We start from the raw sequence: 22,227 nt of genomic DNA on the forward strand, positions 1-22,227 counted from the left end.
GTGTCACGCGGCGGCCACCACGACGACGGCGTGCACCACGATGCCGTGCGCGGTGAGGACGCGGATCGATTCGGATGCGGTCGCACCGGTGGTGAGGATGTCGTCGACGAGCACGACGGTGGATCCGGCCAGTACTCGGCGCGCCTGATCGGGGCGAACGCACATCCGAACCGCACCGGCCAGATTGTGTACCCGCTGTCGGGCATCGAGCCCGGACGAGTCGCGTGCGCTACCCGACGTGACCAGTGTCGGCGACACGGTGACCTGCGGCCCGAGGCATCCGGCGGCGGCCCGCGCCATCGCGGTGACCGGATCGCCGCCCCGCCGCCGCGCCGAGGAACGGCGGGTGGGGGCCGGGACGAGACGCAGCGCCTCGGCGTCGGGTAGTTCTCCCCAGCGCGCGAGTGTGGCGATGCCGCGTGCCAGCGCGCGGCCGAGTGGCCTGTGTAGATCTCGTCGACCGTGCTCCTTGGCCTCGATCAGTGCCGCCCGACGGGGTCCGCGGTAGGGGCCGAGCGCCCACACCGCGGCGCCGACGTCCACGCGCGGGCGCACAGCGATCGGGTCGTCGCAGAGCGCCTGCGCACAGTCGCCGCACCATGCGATACCCGGTGCCGCGCATCCACCACACACGATCGGGACGACGAGATCCGACCCCGATCGGGCGACCTCGTGTACCCGGCTGACGATGCGGGTCGTCCTCGGATGCGGACTCACCTCGCCGAGGGTGCCACCGGCGTCGGTCGACTCCGGTGTTTTCGGCCACATCGGACGAATCTGGGGATGATCGCGGGTTGTGCACACCGAGTGTTCGCCCAGCTCATCCGTTCCGGTCTCCGATGCCGGGAGCCCGACGGCGCCCTCGATCGATGCGGATCCACACCACGTTGCGTGGAAACGTGGCCTGTTCGGAAACTTCCGGCTACCGTCGGAGGCATAACAGGTTGCCGCCGGCTTCTGGTGAGGAGGTGAGGCCCCTGTCCTTGGGTGTCAGCCGTCGGCTGGCACGGCCACGATTTCCGGGCCTACGACGAATTCGTCGGTGCGACAACAGATCTGACACGTCACTGCAATGCCCATCCCACAACCGGGGTCCAGCGGCGACCACGACGGGCATGTGATGCGGATGCATCTCGCGGTTGACGCCCCACAGCGACAGCATGTCGCCATTCCGGGTGGGCAGATCCTGCGGCCACCGGCGCGCGTGGAGGACCGGGAACCATCAGGAGGAGGTAGTTGTATATGTCAACAGTCATCCATCGGAAAGGCCACCGCGAATCCAAGGTCGGCGACCCGCGCGTCCCAGACGCGCCGCGAGACTCCGACACCACACGCAACTCCGCGGACGACGAGGCGTTCGATCCGAAATTCGCCTTCGTCCGTCCCCCCGGCGCCGACGAGACTGCCGAACCGGCGCAACCGAATGCCAAGATCGATTTCAGCGGCCGTAACGTCGAGATCCCCGACCATTACCGCATATACGTCGGCGACAAGCTCGCCCGACTCGAGCGGTTCGACCCCGCCATCTTCCGTTTCGACGTCGAGCTGAATCACGAACGCAATCGTCGGCAGTCCAAGTTGTGTCAACAGGTGGAGATCACCGCGATAGGCAAGGGGCCCAAGGTCCGTGCCCAGGCGTGTGGGGAGAATTTCTACGCGGCGCTCGAGGCCGCCCTCGACAAGCTCGAGGCGCGCCTGCGCAGGGTCAAGAACCGTCGTCGGGTGTCGTACGGCAACCGGCGTCCCATCTCGGTCGCCGAGGCCACCGAGATCGGCGCACCTCCGTTGCGCGACAACCAATTACGCGGCCCGCTCGAAGCCGACAACTCCGGCTCCACCGAGCGCACCTGGGACGACGGTGTGGAGGATCACGAACCGGGCCGGATCGCGCGTGTGAAGGAGCACGAGGCGGTGCCGATGTCGGTCGACGACGCGCTCTACGAGATGGAACTGGTCGGACACGACTTCTTCCTGTTCCACGACAAGGAGAGCGACAAGCCCTCGGTGGTCTACCGGCGCCACGCCTTCGACTACGGATTGATCCGTCTGGCGTGATGCGCTCAGGTGCCACCCAGGCGACCTGAGTACCATGGGATCCGGCCTGTACTTCAGATGCAGGCCGGATTTCGTGTGTTGCCGACATGAGTGAGGGACTCGATCAACGGTGCTGAACAAGCTGCTGCGCGTTGGTGAAGGCCGGATGGTCAAACGACTCGATGCCATCGCATCGCATGTCGAAGGACTGTCCGGTGACGTAGAGGACCTGACCGACGCCGAACTGCGCGCCAAGACCGACGAGTTCAAGGAGCGCTACACCGACGGTGCGTCCCTCGACGAACTGCTTCCGGAGGCGTTCGCCGTCGCCCGCGAGGCCGCATGGCGTGTGCTCGAGCAGAAGCACTTCCACGTCCAGATCATGGGCGGTGCCGCACTGCACTACGGCAACATCGCCGAGATGAAGACCGGTGAGGGCAAGACCCTCACCTGTGTGCTGCCGGCGTACCTCAACGCGTTGTCCGGTGGGGGTGTGCACGTCGTCACCGTCAACGACTACCTGGCCAAACGTGACTCCGAGTGGATGGGCCGCGTGCACCGCTTCCTCGGTCTCGACACCGCGGTCATCCTCACCGGGATGAACTCCGACCAGCGTCGGCAGGCGTATGCCGCCGACGTCACCTACGGCACCAACAACGAGTTCGGGTTCGACTACCTGCGCGACAACATGGCGCACGATCTCAACGATCTGGTGCAGCGCGGCCATCACTTCGCCATCGTCGACGAGGTCGACTCCATCCTCATCGACGAGGCGCGCACACCGCTGATCATCTCCGGCCCCGCCGAGGGCTCGAGCAAGTGGTACACGGAGTTCGCGCGCATCGCGCCGCTGCTCGAGCGAGACGTGCACTACGAGGTCGACATCAAGAAGAAGACGATCGGCGTGCACGAGGCGGGCGTCGAGTTCGTCGAAGACCAGCTCGGGATCGACAATCTGTACGAGGCCGCGAACTCGCCGCTGGTCAGCTACCTCAACAACTCGATCAAGGTGAAAGAACTCTTCCACCGCGACAAGGACTACATCGTCCGCAACGGTGAGGTCCTGATCGTCGACGAGTTCACCGGTCGTGTGCTCGACGGGCGTCGCTTCAACGAGGGCCTGCACCAGGCGATCGAGGCCAAGGAGCATGTCGAGATCAAGGCCGAGAACCAGACGCTGGCCACGATCACGCTGCAGAACTACTTCCGTATGTACGACAAGCTCGCGGGTATGACCGGTACGGCCGAGACCGAGGCCGCGGAGTTCGATCAGATCTACAAGCTCGGTGTGCTGCCGATCCCGACGAACCGCCCTATGGTCCGTAAGGACCAGGTCGACCTGATCTACAAGACCGAAGAGGCGAAGTTCGACGCCGTCGTCGACGACATCACCGAGTCGCACGAGAAGGGCCAGCCGGTCCTGATCGGTACCACCAGCGTGGAGCGCTCCGAGTACTTGTCGCGCCAGCTCACGAAGCGGAACATCCCGCACAGCGTGCTGAACGCGAAGTTCCACGAGCAGGAAGCCCAGATCATCGCCGAGGCGGGCCGGACGGGTGCGGTCACGGTGGCCACCAATATGGCCGGTCGTGGCACCGACGTCGTGCTGGGCGGTAATCCGGACATCATCGCCGACACCCGCCTGCGCAAGGCCGGTCTTGACCCGGTGAACACCCCCGACGAATACGAGGCCGCCTGGCCGGAGGCCATCGAGACCGCCCGCAATGCCGCCGCCGAGGAGGCCGAGGCGGTCAAGGCGGCAGGCGGACTCTATGTGCTGGGCACCGAGCGTCACGAGTCACGGCGTATCGACAACCAGCTGCGCGGCCGTTCGGGCCGCCAGGGCGACCCGGGCGAGTCGAGGTTCTACCTCTCACTCGGCGACGAACTCATGCGACGGTTCAACGGCGCCGCACTCGAGACGATCATGAACCGCGTCAACCTGCCCGACGACGTGCCGATCGAGGCGAAGATGGTCACCAAGGCCATCCGCAGTGCGCAGACGCAGGTCGAGCAGCAGAACTTCGAGGTCCGCAAGAACGTCCTGAAGTACGACGAGGTGATGAACGAGCAGCGCAAGGTCATCTACGCCGAGCGCCGCACCATCCTCGAGGGCGAGGACATCGGCCAGCAGGTGCAGACGATGATCGACGACGTCGTCGGCGCCTACGTGGAGGGTGCGACCGCCGAGGGCTATGCCGAGGACTGGGACCTCGACGAGCTGTGGACTGCGTTGCGCAGTCTGTACCCGATCGAACTCGACGCCAAGCAGGTCGTCGGGGAGAACGAGTTCGGCGAACGCGACGACATCACGGCAGAGGAGTTGAAGGAAACCCTCATCGCCGACGCCCACCAGGCCTACGAGAACCGCGAGACGGAGATCGAGGGCATCGCGGGCGAGGGCGCGATGCGCCAGCTCGAACGCTCCATCCTGCTGACCGTCCTCGACCGCAAGTGGCAGGACCACCTCTACGAGATGGACTACCTGCGTGAGGGCATCCACCTGCGGTCGATGGCGCAGCGTGACCCGGTGGTGGAGTACCAGCGCGAGGGCTTCGACATGTTCCACGGCATGCTCGACGGCCTGAAGGAGGAGGCGCTCGGTTTCCTCTACAACGTGCAGGTGCAGACCGAGGCCGCGGCTCCCGCCCCGCCGCCGGTCCCGTCGCTGGCGCAGGTCGCCTCCGCGGTCGCCGACGCGCCGGCCCCGGCACCGACACCCGAACCCCGTCAGGAGGCCCCGGCCGCCCTGCGAGCGGTGGGCGTCGAGCAGCCCGAGGTGCCGATGACCTACTCGGGACCCGCCGAGGGCGGTGGCACCCAGTCGCATTCCGAGGAAGAGGAACACGACGACCCGAGCCTCGTGTCGGCGTCCCGTCGGGAGCGTCGTGCGGCCGCCCGTGAGACCGCGAAGGGTGACCGCGCGAAGCCGCCGAAGTCGAAGAAGCGTCGTCGCTGAGCCCGACCACGGCCCGTAGGCGGGGTGAATCGTCGGATCGGTGGAACCAGATGCGGTTGCGCTGCGTCCGATACTCATGGAGACGCCTCGAGTTCTGATCCGCCCGGCCCCACCGTATGAACCGCGGGCGCTCGTCGCGGACACGTCACGACCGGCCGGTGTGGCCGTCGATCCGAGGACGGCCTGCCGTGACCGGGCCACCGAGTCGGCAGATCGGGCTGCGGACGTTGCGGTCCGTGCTCGTCGCGCTGCGGCGTTGGAACGGGCGACCGTCGATGCGCGACGGTTCGCCATCGGCACTCTCACCCTGCTCCTCGAGGTGCTCGACCGCCGCCGCAACGTCAATCAGCTCGAGCCAGCCCTCGCCGCGGGGCTGTTCGATCAGATCTCGGTCCTGGCGCGCGCCTCCGGCCAGGCGCGGTCGGGCCCGTCGTCGGCGTCTACGGGACGCGACAATTCTGCGTCGTTGCGTCGGGTACACATCCAGATGTGGGGGCCGGGTGCGGCCGAGGTCTTCGGTACCTACCGACGAGGTGAGCGCGTCCGGGCTTTTGCCGGCCGGATCGAACAGCTGCCGCGTCGGGTTCGCTCGGTCCCGGGCGGGCGCCGAGCGGGGTTGGCTCGGACTGTCGAATATCGTTGGCAATTGGTTGCTTTCAGTGTCGCCTGAGGTGGCGTCGCGGTGCTCACGTGCCCGTTCGGGCGCCGAAGCCCGGCCAAGGGACCCGTCGCGGTGTCGACAGTCCGGATAGATGGCGTCGCTGCCATTAGAGTCGTTGACGTGGTGAATCGACTGTCCCCGCGTGACGCGATGTTCTACTTCCTGGACGACTCGAGCGCCACCACGCACCTCGGTGCCGTGCTCATCGTCGACCCGGAGGGCGTGCGACGAGACGCCGGGAAGCGCAGCACCAAGGCGGCGTCGGCATCATCTCGTGGGGCACCGGCTCGTGAGGCACCGTCTCGAGGGTCCGCCGCCGACAACGGGTCCGCATCGTCGGGGCTGGACTACCAGCGTCTGGTGGCGCTGGTGGAGAACCGGCTGCAACTGGTGCCGCGGTACCGGCAGATCGTCCGTGAGGTCACGCTCGGACTCGCCCGGCCGGTCTGGGTGGACGATCCCGACTTCGACATCAACTTCCACATCCGGCGTTCCGGGCTACCCCGACCGGGCGACACCGCGCAGTTGCAAGACCTGATCGCCCGGGTGATGTCGCGTCCGCTGGATCGGACCCGGCCGCTGTGGGAGATGTATCTGATCGAGGGGCTGCCCGACGGCAAGTTGGCGATCCTCACCAAGACCCATCGCTGCCTCGTCGACGGAGAGGCCCAGTTGGAGATCAGTGAGGTCATCACCGACGAGTCCCGTCACAGCGAACCGTTGGCGGAGGAGATCTGGATGCCCGGGGCGCCGCCGGGCGCCACGACCTTGGCACTCGGTGCGCTCGCCGATGCGCTGTCGCGTCCCGGTGATCTCGTCGACTCGGTGATGCACGGCAACGCGATCGTGTCGGATCTGCGGTCGACCGCGGAAGGGGTTCTGCGTCGGGCGGGCAGCGTCGTCCAGCAACTCACCGATTCTGCGCCGCAGAGTCCGCTGAACAATGCGACGACGTCCACGCGAGCTTTCGCGGTGGCGTCGATCCCGCGGCGCGGGTGCGCGAAGATCGCGGAGCGCTACGAGTGCACGGTCAACGACGTGGAGCTCGCCGTGCTCACCGGTGTGATGCGGCGATGGATGTTGTCGTTCGACGAGTCGGTGCAATCCGGTGACACCGTCCGGGTGGTGCTGCCGTTGTCGGCTCGCGACCCCGCGGTGGAACGACGGTTGGACGCCGAAGCTCGCTGGGTGACCGTCGGAAAGCCCAGCTTTGTCACCGATCTTCCGGTGGGAGAAGACAATCCCGCGGTCCGTCTGGCCCAGGTGGCCGGTCTGGCCAACCGGTTCTCGCATTCGTCGCGTCGCCTGTCGATGGGGCCGCGGCCCCTGCTGCCCGAACTCGGGGTGGTGCCGTTCCCGGAGTTCAGTTCGCGGGCCTTCCGGAGTCTGAATCGTCGCGCCTACAACGTCCCGGTGTCGTTGGGGACGGCACCGTTGGCACCGCGCTTCGTGGCCGGGTTCCCCGTCGTCGAGCTGTATGCGATCCCCACGTTGATGGCCCAGCGCGCCCTGTCCGTCAGCATCATCGAGTACCGCGACAAGCTGCAGTTCGCGTTCATCGCCGACCGCGGTGTGCTCAGCGACCTGCCGGCGATGACCGACTATGTCACCGAGTCTTATGAGGAGCTCTCCATGACCGACTGATCGTCGGCGAGCCGATAGTGTTGGTTGGCGTTGGATACATCTGGTGCGATGAGGAGAACGGGTGCGATGAGGGTCTTCCTGCCGGCGACGTTGGCGATGCTGATGGAACTCAACGAGTCGGGTGAGTTCCGGGCGATCGGCGGCACCGGTTTCGCCCTCACCCCGGCATTGCGCGAGTCCTTTCTCGCCGGCGACGACGAGGAGCTCTCCGAGGTGGCCATGCGCGAGGCGGCTCGTGCGTCGCTGCGTCTGCTCGCGGGGGAGGAGCCGGAGCCGGGGGACCCGCGCGCCGAGGCCGATCTCGAAGCCGACGAACTCACCACGAAACCCGGTGACACACCGCGACTTCCGCCGCGCCGGGTGGTGGTGGCCGCCGACGTCGACGACGTCGCGCTGCATCCTGAACTCGATGACGCGGTGGTGCGGGTCGGCGGCCCGATCCCGCTGCGCTCGATCGCCTCGGTGCACGTCGACGTCGCCGAGGCCGAGGACAAGGTCCGATCGGCGGTGGTGGTGATCGATGCCGCGGACCTCGGCGATCAGGATGCCGAACTCGCCGTCGGCGACATCGAGGACTTCGACCTGGCGTGGTACGCCACGCAGGAGTTGCCTTTCCTGCTCGAGCTCCTCTGACGCGTTTGCGCCCACGCGTTGGTCGCGTAACCTACGGAAGCGTAGGTTTGTTGATGTGCGGTCCGTCGACCGCGGTGAGGTGGTGTGCAGGTGGGGTGGCGCGAGCGCTTCGAGGAGCCGGTGGCCGGTGTCGCCGCCCGTAGTCGCGGAGCCCAGTGGGCGCGCGCGGCGCTGACGCGGATCACCACACCGCTGCTGCCCGACGACTATCTGCACCTCGCCAATCCGCTGTGGTCGGCACGGGAGTTGCGCGGCAAGGTCGTGTCGGTGACCCCGGAATCGGAGGATTCGGCGACGATCCGCATCCGACCCGGGTGGGGTTTCTCGCTCGACTACACGCCCGGGCAGTACGTCGGCATCGGGGTGCTCGTGGAGGGGCGGTGGACGTGGCGGTCCTATTCGCTCACCTCGGCGCCGGGAGCGGAGCGAGCGGGCCGGTCGGGTGGGGCGCCGGGAGCGGAGCGAGCGGGCCGGTCGGGTGGGGCGCCGGGAGCGGAGCGAGCGGGTGCGGCGCCGGAGCGCGACCGAACGATTTCGATCACCGTCAAGGCCATGCCGGAGGGGTTTCTCTCGTCGCATCTGGTGAACGGTCTGCAGCCGGGCACGGTGGTGCGGTTGGCGGCGCCGCGCGGCGAGTTCGTGTTGCCCGATCCGCTGCCGTCGAAGATCCTGTTCGCGACGGCGGGTAGTGGGATCACCCCGATCATCTCGATGCTGCGCATGATCCGTCACCGTGGGCAACACGCCGACATCCGACTCGTCCATTCGACCCCTGCGCCCGAAGCTCTGATCTTCGGTGACGAGCTCGCTGCGATGGCCGCTGACGGCATCATCGATCTGCACGTGCAGTACACCCGCACCGACGGCAAGCTGACCGCTGAGCGGCTTGCCGAGCTGGTGCCCGATTGGCACGAGCGTGCCACATGGGCGTGTGGGCCCAGCGGTTTCCTGGACGTCCTGCACGCGATGTTCGACGACGCCGGGGTCGCCGGACGTCTGCATATCGAGCGCTTCGCGCTCGAGCGTGGGGCGGTGGGCGCCGAAGGTGGGACGGTTACGTTCGGTCGGTCGGCCAAGACGGCCGAGACCGACGGCGCCACAACGCTTCTGGAGGCAGGCGAGTCGGCCGGGGTGATCATGCCGTTCGGGTGTCGGATGGGGATCTGCCAGAGTTGCGTGGTGATGCTCGACAAGGGGTGTGTGCGAGACCTGCGTTCGGGTGTCGAGCACGTCGAGGGCGAGCGCATCCAGACCTGCGTGAGTGTGGCTGCCGGCGACTGCAGTCTCGACGTCTGATCCGGCAGGGGTGTCGCGCCCCCATCGTCGGTGAACGCGGAGTCTCCACGTCCCCGCGGATGTAGCTGCACACATCTCTGCACGCAGGTTCCGCGGGTGTCGGCCGGTAGTGTGGCGCCCGATGGATGCCGAACTTGCCTGGCCCGCCAACGTTCCCGTGCTCACCGACGGCGTCGTGACCTTGCGCGCCCACGGGCGCGACGACGTCGACCGCATGCTCGAGTTCGTGTCGGACGCGCAGATGACCCGGTGGACCACGGTGCCCACGCCGTACCGGCGCGCGGACGCCGAGGCTTTCTTGCGCGACGACCTGCCGCACGGCTGGGACACCGACACCAACCGTTGTTGGGCCATCGAGTTCGAGGGGCGGTTCGTGGGCAACGTCGACGTCCGTGGCGCCGGGCCCATCGGTGACATCGGTTTTGGTCTGCACCCCGACGCGCGGGGTCGGGGAGTGATGCGACGAGCGGTCGTTCTCGCCCTCGACCATGCGTTCGCCACGGGACGGCAGGTGATGACATGGACCTGCGCGGCGGGCAATCAGGACAGCCTGCGCGTTGCGCACCGTTGCGGCTTCGCGTTGCACGCCACCCTTCCCGACGCAGTCGACATCCGTGGCGACATCTGCGATGCGTGGAGTGGGTCCATTCGAGCCGGTGACCGTTACGCGCCGAAGTCGGTGTGGCGCGCAACCACTTTCGAGACCGATCGGTTTCGTCTGCGGCCCACCGTCGAGGCCGACGACGAGCGCATCCGGGAGATGCTCGACGATCCGACGACCCGTCGATACCTGTCCGAGCGTCCGTCGCCGTTGACTCTTGCCGATGCCCGACGCGAGCGCCATCGCAAGTGGTGGCGCGCGGCCCGCGGCGAGGCGTGTTCGTGGGCGATCGCCGATCGCGCCGACGACCGCTTCCTCGGTGACATCACATTGTTCGCCATCGATGACGTGCTCGCGGCCGATGTGGGTTTCTGCACGCACCCGGACTCCCGGCGTCGTGGAGTGTTGACCGAAGCCCTGCCTGCGGTGGCGCGACACGCCTTCGACGTCCTCGACGTGGGCGCGTTGGCCCTGTGGACCGCGCAGGGCAATGCCGGTGGCAACGCAGTGGCGCGGTCGGCGGGGTTCCGCCGCATCGGGCACCGGACGTCGGCGGCCCGGTCCGGCGACGACGTCGAGGATCTGATCGGTTACGAACTGCTCCGCGGCTGATCGGTGCGGGCCTCTCGACGCGGAGCCTGTGTGCACCCGCGGAGGTAGCTGCACACATCTTTGCTCGCAGGTTCCGCGGGTGTGCCCTGGACCGTCGTCGGTGGCCGCGACGTGGGGTGGGTCACAGTGTCCGGCTGTGCGTGAGCGAGGGGTGGACAGTCGGCGACCGACAACCTACGCTTGCGTAAGTTACGGAATGGTAGGTCGACGGGAACGGAGCTCCATGGCCATCACCGACATCCCCGAGTACGCGCACCTGTCTGCTTCCGACGTCGAGGTGCTCGGTGTGGAACTCGATGCGATCCGAGCCGACATCGAAGCCGACCGTGGGGAGCGCGATGCGCGCTACATCCGCAACACGATCCGCTTCCACCGCGGACTCGAGCTCGCGGGTCGTGCGCTGATCTTCGGATCGTCGCGGCGGTCGGCGTGGTGGGCCGGGGCCGGTGCGCTCGGCGTGGCGAAGATCGTCGAGAACATGGAACTCGGCCACAACGTCATGCACGGGCAGTGGGATTGGATGAACGATCCCGAGGTCCACTCGACGACCTGGGAGTGGGACAACACCGGTCCGTCGGCGCACTGGAAGCACACCCACAACTACATCCACCACAAGTACACCAACGTGCTCGGTATGGACGACGACGTGGGCTACGGGCTTCTGCGGGTCACCAGGGACCAGCGGTGGCGCCCCTTCAATCTCGGCAACATCGCATACAACACCCTGCTGGCATTGCTCTTCGAATACGGTGTCGCCGCACAGCATCTCGAGCTGGGCAAGAAGCGGCGCACGCCCGAGGCCAAGGAGCAGTTCCAGCGTGACCTGGCCGACGTCGGCCAGAAGGTCGGCAAGCAGGTCGCCAAGGACTACGTCGTGTACCCGGCACTGGTGGGTGCGGCCAACGGCCGTCGGGTCGGATTCGGCCGTGCGTTCCGGAAGGCCGCCACGGCGAACCTGATGGCCAACGTGATCCGGAACGTGTGGACCAACGCGGTCATCTTCTGCGGTCATTTCCCCGATGGCGCAGAGAAATTCACCAAACAGGACGTCGACGGTGAGACCCGGGGGGAGTGGTACCTGCGCCAGATGCTCGGCAGCGCGAACTTCCGTTCCGGGCCCGTGCTGGGTTTCATGAGCGGGAATCTGTCGTATCAGATCGAGCACCACATCTTCCCGGACCTGCCGAGCAATCGCCTGCCGGAGATCGCGGTGCGGGTGCAGGCGTTGTGCGAGAAGTACGACCTGCCCTACACGACCGGTTCGCTCCCGGTCCAGTACGCCAAGTCGTGGCGCACCATCGCCAAGCTCTCGCTGCCGAACAAGTATCTGAACGCCACGGCCGACGATGCGCCGGAGACGGCGTCGGAACGCCGCTTCAAGCAGGAACTCGCCCCGGGTGGGCAGCTGCGCTCGACGATCGACCCGCGGACGGGCCGGCGCCGGGGTCTGCGGTCGGCGATCCGTGGTCTGCGTGGCCGACGTCGCGTCGATGCCCTCACCGACCGCGCCGCCTGAGTATCGGGTGGCGCGACCAACCGGACCGTCTCCGCTCGGCGCCGGGGGCTGCGACACCCGATGCCGGGGCGCCCGCTCGATGCGAGACGGTGCCCACTCGGGGGGCGGTGCTGTGGCGTTGACGGGCGCAGATGCGGCGCGGTCGGACAGAGCGAGCATAATGGGGACCGATGGCCATCACCGATATCAATGAGTACGCCCACCTGACCGACGCCGACGTCGAGGCATTGGGTGCCGAACTCGATGCACTTCGTCGGGAGATCGAGGCCGATCGCGGCGAGCGCGATGTCCGCTACCTGCACCGCACGATCCTGGCCCACCGGGCCCTCGAGGTCGTCGGCCGCCTGGCACTGCTCGGCAGTCACCGACGCCCATTGTGGCTGCTCGGCACGGGGGCGCTGGCGCTCTCCAAGATCATCGAGAACATGGAGCTCGGGCACAACGTGATGCACGGGCAGTGGGATTGGATGAACGATCCCGAGGTCCATTCGACGACCTGGGAATGGGACATGGTGTGCGCGTCCCCCCACTGGAAGCACTCGCACAACTACATCCATCACAAGTACACCAACGTCGTCGGGATGGACCACGACGTCGGGTACAAGATCTTGCGGGTGACCCGCGACGAACCGTGGGAACCACGCCGAGCGTTCCAGCCGTTCTTCAATCTCATGCTGGCCGCGACCTTCGAATGGGGGATCGGCCTGCACGATCTCGCGCTGAAAGAGGTCATCAGCGGCGACAAGCCGAAGGACGTCGCGATCCCGCAGATCAAGGAGTTCGTCCGCAAGATCGGCAAGCAGGTCGCCAAAGACTATGTGTTCTTCCCGGCGCTGACCGGTCCCAACTTCCGGCACACGTTGACGGCCAACCTCACCGCCAACGTGATCCGCAACCTGTGGGCGTATGTGGTCATCTTCTGTGGGCATTTCCCCGACGGCGCAGAGAAGTTCACCGTCGAGTCGCTCGAGGACGAGACCCAGGGGCAGTGGTATCTGCGTCAGATGCTGGGGACCGCCAACTTCGACGCGGGACCCACGATGGCGTTCCTGAGCGGCAATCTCTGCTACCAGATCGAGCATCACCTGTACCCGGACCTGCCGAGCAACCGGCTCGCCGAGATCGGTGTGCGGGTGCGGGAGATCTGCGACCGCTACGACCTGCCCTACACGACCGGTTCGCTGTTCGTGCAGTACCTGCAGACGTTGCGGACCATCAACAAGCTGGCCCTGCCCGACCGATTCCTCCGCGACAGCGCCGACGATGCACCGGAGACCGCATCCGAGCGGCGGTTCGCCGGATTGCCGCGTGCCCGAGGCCTCAAGACGGCGATCGCCCAGCTGCGACGCCGCAAGGCCGCGCGCCGGACCGCCGGTGCCGACGAGTCTGCACTCGGTCACCGCCGCGTCGCGTAGACAGTCACCGTCGCGTCGCGTAGACAGTCACCGTCGCGTCGCGTAGACAGTCACCGTCGCGCCTTGTAGACAACAGGGCCGTCGGGCGCGAGCTCGATGATCGATGTCCGCGCCGAGCGCGATCCCCGCTACCGAGTGGCGCCCCAGATCGTCTCGGCGACACCGACTCCGGGCTCAGTCGGTGGTGCCGGCGCGCAGTCTGGCCTGAGCGTGCTTGCCCTGGATGGGATGATCGCGCTCGGCGACTGCGAAACCGGCCCACAGCGCCAGACCGGCCACCCCGAAAGCACCGCCGATGATGCACACGAGAGTCCAACCACCGGTCTGGTAGGCCCAGCCGCCCATCGACGACCCGACCACACCGCCCGCGAAATAGGCCACCATGTAGGCGGTCGTCAAGCGTGAACGCGCTTGATCGTCAAGGGAATACACGCCCGTCTGGTTGGCCAGCTGCGCGCCCTGCACGCCGAAGTCAAAGACCAGCAACGCGATCACCAGCACCGCGACATGATGGCCGCCGACCCAGAGCAGCAGCCATCCGAGGATCTGCGTGCCCCACACGCCGTACTGCATGTGCCGCACCAATCCACGGTCTGCGAACCTGCCGACCAACGGGGCACCGAGTGCTCCGGCGATACCGGCGAGTCCGAAGAGCCCGATGGCTGCCTCGGAGTACTGGTAGTCGGAATCGCCCGACCCCGCGAGGAGAAAGGCGATCGCCGTCCACATCGCGGAGAAGCCGGCCATGTTGAGCCCGCCCAGGATCATGCGGTGACGCAACACATTCTGGGTTCGGATCAGCGTGACGATCGACGAGAGGACCTGCCCATAACTCTGTCCGGACCCGGCGGTTCCCGATTGCGCGGCCGGGGCGCGCATGAACACCAGTGCGGCCATCACCAACTGCACCACCGCGGCGACGACGAGGACCACACGCCAGCCGCCGACCTGTGCGACCAGACCACTGACGACGCGCGATGCCAGGATGCCCACCAGCAGGCCGCTCATCACATGTCCGACGACGGCGCCGCGCTCGCCGGGGCCGGCGATCGATGCGGCCCACGGCACCACGATCTGGGCGGCCGACACCGAGACCCCGACGGCGAAGATCATGATCAACAGACCCGCGTACGTGGGCATCGCGCCCGCGGCGACGAGCGCGATCCCGGACACCACGAGCAGTCCCGTGACCAGGCGCCTACGATTCACGAAATCGCCCAGGGGCACCACGAACGCGAGCCCGAGCAGATAGCCGATCTGGGTGGTCGAGATGAGCAGTCCGGCGGTGGTCGTCGAGACGCCGAAGTCCACGCTGATCTCGTGTAGCAACGGCTGCAGGTAGTAGAGGCATCCGGCCGACGACCCTGCCGTCACCGCGAAGAGGAACACGACGACACGGCTCAGCCGGGTGCGGCTCGAGGAGTTGTCGACGGAAGTCATCACCATGCACACCATATTCCAGGCCAGTACGTATTCTGAAAAGCGATGGATTTCGATGTGTACATCGACAATCGAGATGGACGGCCGTCGGGTCGTGCGTCGGACGGGTGACGATGGAACTGCGCCAGATCGAATACTTTCTCGCCTGCTGTGACCACAGCACGTTCACGGCCGCCGCCCGCTCGCTCAACGTTGTGCAGTCGGCGGTGTCGACGGGCGTCGCGAAACTGGAGCGCGAGATCGGTGAGCGGTTGTTCGACCGGACGCCGACCGTGCTGGTGCTCACCGACGTCGGCCGTGCCGTCGTCGGCCCCGCTCGTGAGGCGGTGCGCGCGCGTGCGGACATCTTCGACGCGGTCGACGGTGTGCGCGGCGACATCCACGGCGAGGTCGTGGTGGGAGCCCTGGTCAACGTCACGTCGATAGCCCTGGCGGAGGCCTTCGCCGAGGTGCATCGGCGCCATCCCGGGATCACGATCGCCATGCGGCAGAACCCGCGCGGCAGTTCGGGCAACGTGGTCGGGGTCCGGTCCGGGATTCTCGATCTCGCGTTCCTCGGTTCCCATCCCGACCCGACACCGGGTCTGGTTGTCCACCGACTCGCGCAGGAGCCACTCGTCCTGGTGTGCGCCCGCGATCATCGGTTCGCGGTGGCCGGGTCATTTCGGACGACGGACCTGGCCGATGAGCGGACCATCGACCATCCGCCCGGCTGGGGTACGCGTGCCCTGGTGGACCGGGAGGTCCCGATGCGCCGCACCGCGATCGAGGTGGCCGATCAGACCTTCGGGATGAGCTTGGCGGTCAAGGGTTTCGGCGTCACCCTGGTGCCGCTCGGGGTGGCACGGACCGAACCGGACGCGGCGATCGTGCCCTGCTCGGACAAGTCCCTCGTGTGGGACATCGCGATCGCGCACAGTTCGGAGCGGACGCCGTCGAACGCCGCCCGTGCCGTTCTGTCCGCGGTCCTCGAGTTCGCTCGGCCGGTGTGATCGGTCGACACGATGCTCGCCGGGGAGATCAGGAGAAGGCTGCGATGAAGGCATCGAGTGCGGTGTCGGGATCCGAACGAGCCCAACTTTCCAATCCGACGACGCCCGTGTAGTCGAGTTCGGACAGCGCGGCGGCGATTGCGGGATAGTTGATCTCACCGGTGCCCGGTTCGCATCGGCCCGGGACGTCGGCCACCTGGATCTCGCCGACGAAAGGCATTGCCGTGCGGGTCAGTTCGATGAGATTGCCCTCGCCGATCTGCGCGTGGTACAGGTCGAGGTTCATGCGCAGGTGCTCGGAGTCGACGGCCTGGACAAGGGCCAGGGTGTCTGCGGCGGCCGCGAACGGTGTGCCCGGGTGATCGACCGCGAGGTTGAGGTTCTCGAGGGTGAACACACGCCCATGCCGTTCACCGAGATCGGCCAGCCTGCGCAGGGTGTCCGCCGCCGTCAGCCACATCTGCGGGGTCACCACCTCGACGGGCCGCACCGGCAGCCCGTCCGGTCCCAGGCCGGTCCCGTGCACGTTGAGACTCGGACAGTCCAGGCGGGCGGCCACGTCGAGTGAGCGTTCGGCGGTCGCCAGGAGTTCGGCGATGCCGCTCGCCTCCGTCAGGTTGCCGGTGAGGTATCCGGTCATCGACGCAAACGACGCGCCGGTGCCGATGAGAGCGTCGACATCTTTGGTCGACCAGTCCCAGATCTCCACCGCCAGTCCGCGTTCGTGGATCGCCCGCACCCGGTCGACGAACGGCCGGTCGAGGTAGAGCATCTCGGCACTCGCCGCCAGGCGATGACCTGCCATCACCGCACCCCGGCCGTCGACGTCGCGGAGATCTCGACCGCGGCACCGCCGGTCCGCACGCTCTCGATCGCGGCCAGCGCGATCTGCAGGGCCTTGCGCGCATCCGAGCCGTCGGGAACGGCAGGTGTGGCGGATCGAACACCGCTGTCGCCGTGACGGATCGCGTCGACGAACGCGGTCAGCTCGCCGACGTAGGCGGTGTGCAGCAGATCGGTGTCACGTCGTGCGGTGTCGATCTCGACGCCGCGCGGGCCGTGGAAGGTCATGTCCGTCGAGCGGCCGTCGCCCGCAGTCGCCATCCCGGCCGATCCGAAGACCTCGCCGCGTACGTCATACCCATACAGCGCTGAGAAGCTGGCCTCGGCCGTCGCCATGGCCCCGTTGTCGAAGGTGATCGTGACGACCGCGGTGTCGAGATGTCCGGCATCCCGGGCGTCGGGGCGGATCAGCGCATCGGCGAACGCATGTACCGCGACGGGTGCCGACCCGGGGTTCAGGAAGCACAGGGTGTCGAAGTCGTGGATCAACGTCTCGAGAAAGATCGTCCACTGCGGTACCCGGGAGGGATCGCCATGCCACGGACCGGGATCGCGGGTCAGCGAGCGCAGCAGTTGCGGCGTCCCGACGCGTCCGTCATCGACGGCGCGGCGTGCAGCGGCGAATCCGGGTGCGAACCGTCGGTTGAATCCGACCTGGAGGACCACGCAGGCGTCGCGTGCGGCGGTGATGGCGCGGTCGGCCTCCTCGAGACTCACCGCCATCGGCTTCTCGCAGAACACGTGTTTGCCGGCTCGGGCTGCCCGACAGACCAATTCGCTGTGACTGCGAGCCGGTGCGGTGATCAGGACGGCATCGACGTCGGGTGAGGCGAGTACCTCGTCGAGGTCGGTGGTGGCCGTCGGCGCGCCCACCGCGGCGGCGAGACGGTCGGCGGCCCCGTCGACGGGATCGGCGACGGCGGTGACGACGGCGCCGTGCACGTGGTGCGCTATCAATTCGGTGTGATTGGTGCCGATCCGACCGGCGCCCACGGTGGCGACGCGTACTGGTGGGGTCGGCTCGACCGGGCGATCGGCCGCGAGGAACGGGCTCGTCATGGGGATTCTCCGAATGCTGAAGGTTCTAGAACGTTCTAGTAGAACGTTCTAGGTTAGAGTAATGGTGCAGGTCACATCGGGTCAAGGGAGTCAGCATGGTCGGCGGACGAGAAGGCCGGACGACACTCACCGACGTCGCGCGCGCGGCCGGGGTGAGCGTCGCCCTGGTCTCGATCGTGATGCGCAACGCCCCGGGGGCCAGCGACGAGACGCGCGAACGGGTGCTGCGGATCGCCGACGAGTTGGGATATGTCCCCGATCAGCGAGCGCGCAAGTTGCGTCAGCTGTCCTCGCGCCTGCTCGGGGTGATCTTCGAACTGCGTGAGCCGTTCCACGGCGATCTCGTCGAGGAGGTGTACCGAGCGGCCGGAGAACTCGACTACGACGTGGTGATCAGCGCTGTCGCGCCGAGTAGATCGGAGACCGCGGCCCTCGACACGGTGGTCCGCGAACGCTGCGACTCGGTGATCCTGTTGGGGTCACGGCTCGACGACGACGCCCTGGCGGTGTTGGCGGCCAAGATGCCGGTCGTCGTGGTCGCGCGCGGCACCGCGGCCCCGGGCGTCGGCTACGTCCGTACCGACGACACGACGGGGATCGCGGCCGCCGTGGAGCATCTGGTGGACCTCGGCCATCGCGACATCGTGCACATCGACGGAGGTGATGCCCCGAGTGCGGACGAACGCCGTGTGGGATTCCGGCAGGCCATGGCCGAGCACGGGGAGACGGCACAGATCGTCCCCGGTGGTCTCGCACAGATCGACGGTGCCCGGGCGATGCGTGAGATCCTCGCCGAGTCGGATCGGCCGTCGGCGGTGATCGCCTTCAACGACGAATGCGCCACTGGTGTCGTCGACACCCTGCTGCGTGCGGGATTGCATGTGCCCGAAGATGTCTCGGTGATCGGATACGACGACGCCCGCCTGGCGTCGTCGGCGCCGGTGCCGTTGACGACGGTCTCGCAGGATGCGGCCGAACTCGCGACCGATGCAGTGCGTGGTGCGATCGCGATGCTCGCCGGTGATCCGCCACCCGCAATCGTGCGGCGGCCCCACCTCGTGGTGCGGAGCACCACGACGCGATTGACCTCATCGGTCCGCTCGACGAGGTGAATCGCGTCGTCCGTCAGGTCAGGCGTCCGACTTCGCGCGCAGGTGATGGGTGTAGATCGCTCCGGTGGTCACGTCGTCCTCCACCTCCTCGAGCGTTCGGCCGCGGGTCTCCGGCGCCTGTGTGTAGACGAAGACCAACGCGAAGATCCCGACCACGCCGAACATGAAGAACGTCCCGGTGATGCCCATCGCGTTGACCAGCGTCGGGAAGAACAGGCCGAGGAACGCATTGGTCATCCACAGGCAGAAGACCGAGATGCCGATGGCGAGGCCGCGGATCTGCAGCGGGAAGATCTCCGAGAGCAGTACCCAGGTGGCCACGTTGAGGAAGGTCTGCATCGACCCGACGAACAGCACGACCAGTGTCAGGATCACGTAGGGACGCGCAGGGTTGCCGGGCGGCAGGAGGATCGACGCGAAGCCGATGAGGAAGTGGCACACGGTGGTCAGGCTGTACCCGATGAGCAGTGTGGTGCGGCGATTCATCCGCTGCGCCAACCAGAGTGCGGTGGCCGAGCCGACGACGGCGATGATGCCGGGCGCGATGTTGGCGATCAGGGCGGCATTCGAGGCGAAGCCGGCATCCTTGAGCACCGACTGCCCGTAGTACATGATCGAGTTGATCCCGGTGAGTTGTTGTGCGACACCGAGTCCGATGCCCACGAGGATGATGCGACGCACCCAGCGGCTGTCGCGCAGAGCCGACCATGAGCCGTGGACGCGGTTCTTTTCCATCTCGGCGAGTTCGGTGACCATGTCGACCTCTGCGCGGGCACGTTGCTGTGAACGAATGGTCGCGAGGACCTCGTACGCTTCGTCCGGACGGCCCTGGGAGATCAGCCATCGGGGTGATTCCGGGACGCGGGTCATGCCGACCAGCAGGCAGATCGCGGGCAGCGCGGCGACCGCGAGCATGATGCGCCAGACGCCGTCGTGTTCGCCCCACACGTTGCCGATGATCGCGTTGATCACGAAGGCGGCGAGCTGGCCGATGACGATCATCAGCTCGTTGCGCCCGGCCAGTGAACCGCGGATCTCGTAGGGGGCGAGCTCTGCGAGGTAGACCGGGACGACCGTGGATGCGCTGCCGACGGCGAGCCCGAGCACCACGCGACCGAGAACCATGATTCCGAAACCGGGGGCGACCACACACGTGAGAGCGCCGATGAGGAAGAGCACCGCCAACATGACGATCGTCCGACGGCGTCCGATCCGATCCGCGAGTCGGCCTCCGATCATGGCGCCGACCGCGGCGGCGAAGAGCAGCGAACTCGTGACGACGCCTTCGGTGAACGCGGTCAGCCCGAGATCGGTTTTCATCGGCTCCAGGGCGCCGTTGATGACCCCGGTGTCGTAACCGAAGAGAAGACCGCCCAGTGTGGCGATCAGCGCTACCGCATGCAGGCGACGCCGGAAGGGGCCGCTGCCGAGTGGCGGTAGCGCGGTGCGTTCTCGGGCGAGGTCGGAGGTCTCGGCTGTGGACATGGGAACTCCTCGTCTTGCGTTACATCGACCCTGCGGTGGTGATGGTGGTCACAAGCCAGCATAAGCGATAGGCGGCAAATGTCCTAACAATCTGTCAAACTAATTTCGCGAAAACATCTGGAACTGGGCATATGCAAGAATCGAGCCGAGATCCTCGACGGCACCTCCGTTTGACCGACATATATGTCCTGACAAGGATCTGATGCGTTGGGGACTGGTGGGATATGGGGCAGGGGGTTCTCTTGCGCGGCGGTCGGCACGCGAACGTGTCACCGTCCACCTCTGAGACCTCCGGACACGCCGGTCGCCTCCACACCGATGTCGTGTGGAGGCGACCGGCGTCGCCGGATCAGGCGTTCTGCGGGAACCCGAGGTTGATACCGCCGTGGGAGGGGTCGAGCCAACGGCTGGTGATGGCTTTGGCCCGGGTGAAGAAATGGACGCCCTCCGTGCCGTGGGCATGGGTGTCGCCGAACAGCGACGCCTTCCAGCCGCCGAAGCTGTAGTAGGCCATCGGCACCGGGATCGGCACATTGATACCGACCATGCCGACCTCGACCTCGTTCTGGAATCGACGGGCGGCGCCGCCGTCGTTGGTGAAGATGGCGGTGCCGTTGCCGTACGGGTTCGAATTGATCAACTCGAGTGCCTCCTCGAAGCTCTCGACCCGCACCACCGACAGGACCGGACCGAAGATCTCGTCGGTGTAGACCGACATGTCCGGGGTGACGTTGTCGAGTAGGGTCGGCCCGAGCCAGAACCCGTCGGTGTACTCTCCCGGCGCGTCGCTCGCCCCGGAGTTTCCGCCACCGTCGACGTCGACCTGACGTCCGTCGAGAACGATGGTGGCGCCGTCCTTTTCGCCGGCATCGACGTAGGAGCGCACCTTGTCACGGTGGGCGGCGGTGACCAGCGGGCCCATGTCACTGTCGAGAGTGCCGTCGCCGGTCTTGATGGTCTTGGCCCGTTCGGCGATCTTGTCCACGAGTTCGTCGGCGACGTCCCCGACGGCGACCGCCACCGAGATCGCCATGCACCGCTCACCTGCGGAGCCGAATCCGGCGTTGACCATGGCGTCCGCGGTGACATCGAGGTCGGCGTCGGGGAGCACGATGGCATGATTCTTGGCCCCGCCGAGTGCCTGGACCCGCTTGCCCGCGGCGGTTCCGGTGGCATAGACGTATTCGGCGATCGGTGTGGACCCGACGAAGCTGATGGACTTGATCGCCTTGTTCGTCAACAACTCGTCGACCGCGAGCTTGTCACCCTGCAGGACGTTGAACACGCCGTCGGGCAGACCTGCCTCGCGCCACAGGTCGGCCAGCCACAACGAGGCGGACGGGTCCTTCTCGCTCGGCTTGAGCACCACGGTGTTGCCCGCGGCGATGGCGATGGGGAAGAACCACATCGGGACCATGGCGGGGAAGTTGAAGGGCGAGATGATGCCGACCGGTCCGAGCGGCTGACGGATCGAGAAGACATCGACCTTCGTCGAAGCGTTCTCGGTGAATCCGCCCTTCAGCAGATGCGGTATACCGCAGGCGAATTCGACGACCTCTTGACCCCGGGACACCTCGCCGAGCGCGTCGGACACGACCTTCCCGTGCTCGGAGGTGATGATCTGGGCCAACTCGCCCTTGCGCTCGTTGAGGAGTTCGCGGAATCGGAACAAGATCGCGGTGCGTTTGGCCAGTGAGGTGTCGCGCCATGTGGGGAAGGCTGCCGAGGCGGCATCGATCACGGCGCGGGCGTCCTCGATGTTGGCCAGGGCGACCTCGCCGGTGACCGCTCCGGTCGCCGGGTTGGTCACCGGGGCGGTGTCAGCGGACGTGCCGGGATAGGCCTTGTTGTTGACCCAGTGGGTGATGGTGGTCATGGGGATTCTCCTGGATGGGTGACAGGTCTTCTGCTCGGCGTGGAGCCTG

General features: G+C 66.9%; 17 protein-coding genes. 11 read left to right on the forward strand and 6 right to left on the reverse strand.

Annotated elements, in window-relative coordinates; genetic code table 11:
- Positions 1–3: 3 nt before the first annotated feature.
- Positions 4–768 carry a ComF family protein gene (locus tag AAFP35_RS06185; protein WP_419220672.1) on the reverse strand — a complete coding sequence of 255 codons (765 nt, stop codon included), beginning with the start codon at positions 766–768 and terminating at the stop codon, positions 4–6.
- Between the two features lie 474 nt (positions 769–1,242).
- Between AAFP35_RS06185 and hpf the strand changes: the two genes are divergently transcribed.
- The 9 genes from hpf to AAFP35_RS06230 all read left to right on the forward strand — a co-directional run bounded on the left by hpf (position 1,243) and on the right by AAFP35_RS06230 (position 13,371).
- Positions 1,243–2,055 (forward strand): ribosome hibernation-promoting factor, HPF/YfiA family, encoded by an 813-nt coding sequence (hpf, locus tag AAFP35_RS06190; RefSeq protein WP_419220673.1) that lies wholly within the window; start codon positions 1,243–1,245, stop codon positions 2,053–2,055.
- A gap of 109 nt (positions 2,056–2,164) precedes the next feature.
- The gene (gene secA, locus AAFP35_RS06195) at positions 2,165–4,993 is read left to right on the forward strand and encodes a preprotein translocase subunit SecA (RefSeq protein WP_419220674.1); all 2,829 of its coding nucleotides are present in this window, start codon (positions 2,165–2,167) and stop codon (positions 4,991–4,993) included.
- 40 nt (positions 4,994–5,033) lie between these two features.
- Positions 5,034–5,663, forward strand: coding sequence for an Rv3235 family protein (locus AAFP35_RS06200; protein ID WP_419220675.1), 630 nt, complete (start codon positions 5,034–5,036; stop codon positions 5,661–5,663).
- Positions 5,664–5,774: 111 nt separating this feature from the next.
- Positions 5,775–7,298 (forward strand): wax ester/triacylglycerol synthase family O-acyltransferase, encoded by a 1,524-nt coding sequence (locus tag AAFP35_RS06205; RefSeq protein ID WP_419220676.1) that lies wholly within the window; start codon positions 5,775–5,777, stop codon positions 7,296–7,298.
- Positions 7,299–7,364: 66 nt separating this feature from the next.
- The gene (locus tag AAFP35_RS06210; RefSeq protein ID WP_419220677.1) at positions 7,365–7,931 is read left to right on the forward strand and encodes a DUF6912 family protein; all 567 of its coding nucleotides are present in this window, start codon (positions 7,365–7,367) and stop codon (positions 7,929–7,931) included.
- A gap of 90 nt (positions 7,932–8,021) precedes the next feature.
- Complete coding sequence (locus AAFP35_RS06215; protein WP_419220678.1) at positions 8,022–9,227, forward strand: ferredoxin reductase; 1,206 nt, start codon at positions 8,022–8,024, stop codon at positions 9,225–9,227.
- Between the two features lie 121 nt (positions 9,228–9,348).
- Positions 9,349–10,440: a GNAT family N-acetyltransferase gene (locus tag AAFP35_RS06220; protein ID WP_419220679.1), complete on the forward strand. Its 1,092-nt coding sequence runs from the start codon at positions 9,349–9,351 to the stop codon at positions 10,438–10,440.
- 223 nt (positions 10,441–10,663) lie between these two features.
- The gene (locus AAFP35_RS06225; protein WP_419220680.1) at positions 10,664–11,956 is read left to right on the forward strand and encodes a fatty acid desaturase family protein; all 1,293 of its coding nucleotides are present in this window, start codon (positions 10,664–10,666) and stop codon (positions 11,954–11,956) included.
- A 170-nt stretch (positions 11,957–12,126) separates the two neighbouring features.
- Positions 12,127–13,371: a fatty acid desaturase family protein gene (locus tag AAFP35_RS06230; protein WP_419220681.1), complete on the forward strand. Its 1,245-nt coding sequence runs from the start codon at positions 12,127–12,129 to the stop codon at positions 13,369–13,371.
- A gap of 174 nt (positions 13,372–13,545) precedes the next feature.
- Here the strand turns inward: AAFP35_RS06230 and AAFP35_RS06235 are convergent, their stop codons facing one another.
- Positions 13,546–14,811: an MFS transporter gene (locus AAFP35_RS06235; protein ID WP_419220682.1), complete on the reverse strand. Its 1,266-nt coding sequence runs from the start codon at positions 14,809–14,811 to the stop codon at positions 13,546–13,548.
- Positions 14,812–14,924: 113 nt separating this feature from the next.
- Between AAFP35_RS06235 and AAFP35_RS06240 the strand changes: the two genes are divergently transcribed.
- Positions 14,925–15,803: a LysR family transcriptional regulator gene (locus AAFP35_RS06240; RefSeq protein ID WP_419220683.1), complete on the forward strand. Its 879-nt coding sequence runs from the start codon at positions 14,925–14,927 to the stop codon at positions 15,801–15,803.
- 28 nt (positions 15,804–15,831) lie between these two features.
- Here the strand turns inward: AAFP35_RS06240 and AAFP35_RS06245 are convergent, their stop codons facing one another.
- On the reverse strand, positions 15,832–16,608 hold the full coding sequence (locus AAFP35_RS06245) for a TIM barrel protein (protein WP_419220684.1): 777 nt from the start codon (positions 16,606–16,608) through the stop codon (positions 15,832–15,834).
- A complete protein-coding gene (locus AAFP35_RS06250) occupies positions 16,608–17,705 on the reverse strand; it encodes a Gfo/Idh/MocA family oxidoreductase (RefSeq protein ID WP_419220685.1) in 1,098 nt (365 codons plus the stop codon). The genes AAFP35_RS06245 and AAFP35_RS06250 overlap by 1 nt, the downstream gene beginning before the upstream one ends.
- A gap of 95 nt (positions 17,706–17,800) precedes the next feature.
- Between AAFP35_RS06250 and AAFP35_RS06255 the strand changes: the two genes are divergently transcribed.
- The gene (locus AAFP35_RS06255) at positions 17,801–18,817 is read left to right on the forward strand and encodes a LacI family DNA-binding transcriptional regulator (RefSeq protein ID WP_419220686.1); all 1,017 of its coding nucleotides are present in this window, start codon (positions 17,801–17,803) and stop codon (positions 18,815–18,817) included.
- Positions 18,818–18,835: 18 nt separating this feature from the next.
- Here the strand turns inward: AAFP35_RS06255 and AAFP35_RS06260 are convergent, their stop codons facing one another.
- Together AAFP35_RS06260 and AAFP35_RS06265 are read right to left on the reverse strand one after the other, a co-directional pair.
- Positions 18,836–20,302: a sugar porter family MFS transporter gene (locus AAFP35_RS06260; RefSeq protein WP_419220687.1), complete on the reverse strand. Its 1,467-nt coding sequence runs from the start codon at positions 20,300–20,302 to the stop codon at positions 18,836–18,838.
- Positions 20,303–20,651: 349 nt separating this feature from the next.
- Positions 20,652–22,178: a CoA-acylating methylmalonate-semialdehyde dehydrogenase gene (locus tag AAFP35_RS06265; RefSeq protein ID WP_419220688.1), complete on the reverse strand. Its 1,527-nt coding sequence runs from the start codon at positions 22,176–22,178 to the stop codon at positions 20,652–20,654.
- Positions 22,179–22,227 lie beyond the last annotated feature (49 nt).

Origin of the sequence: Gordonia sp. CPCC 206044 (assembly GCF_048537895.1) — a bacterium.
GTDB lineage: Bacteria > Actinomycetota > Actinomycetes > Mycobacteriales > Mycobacteriaceae > Gordonia.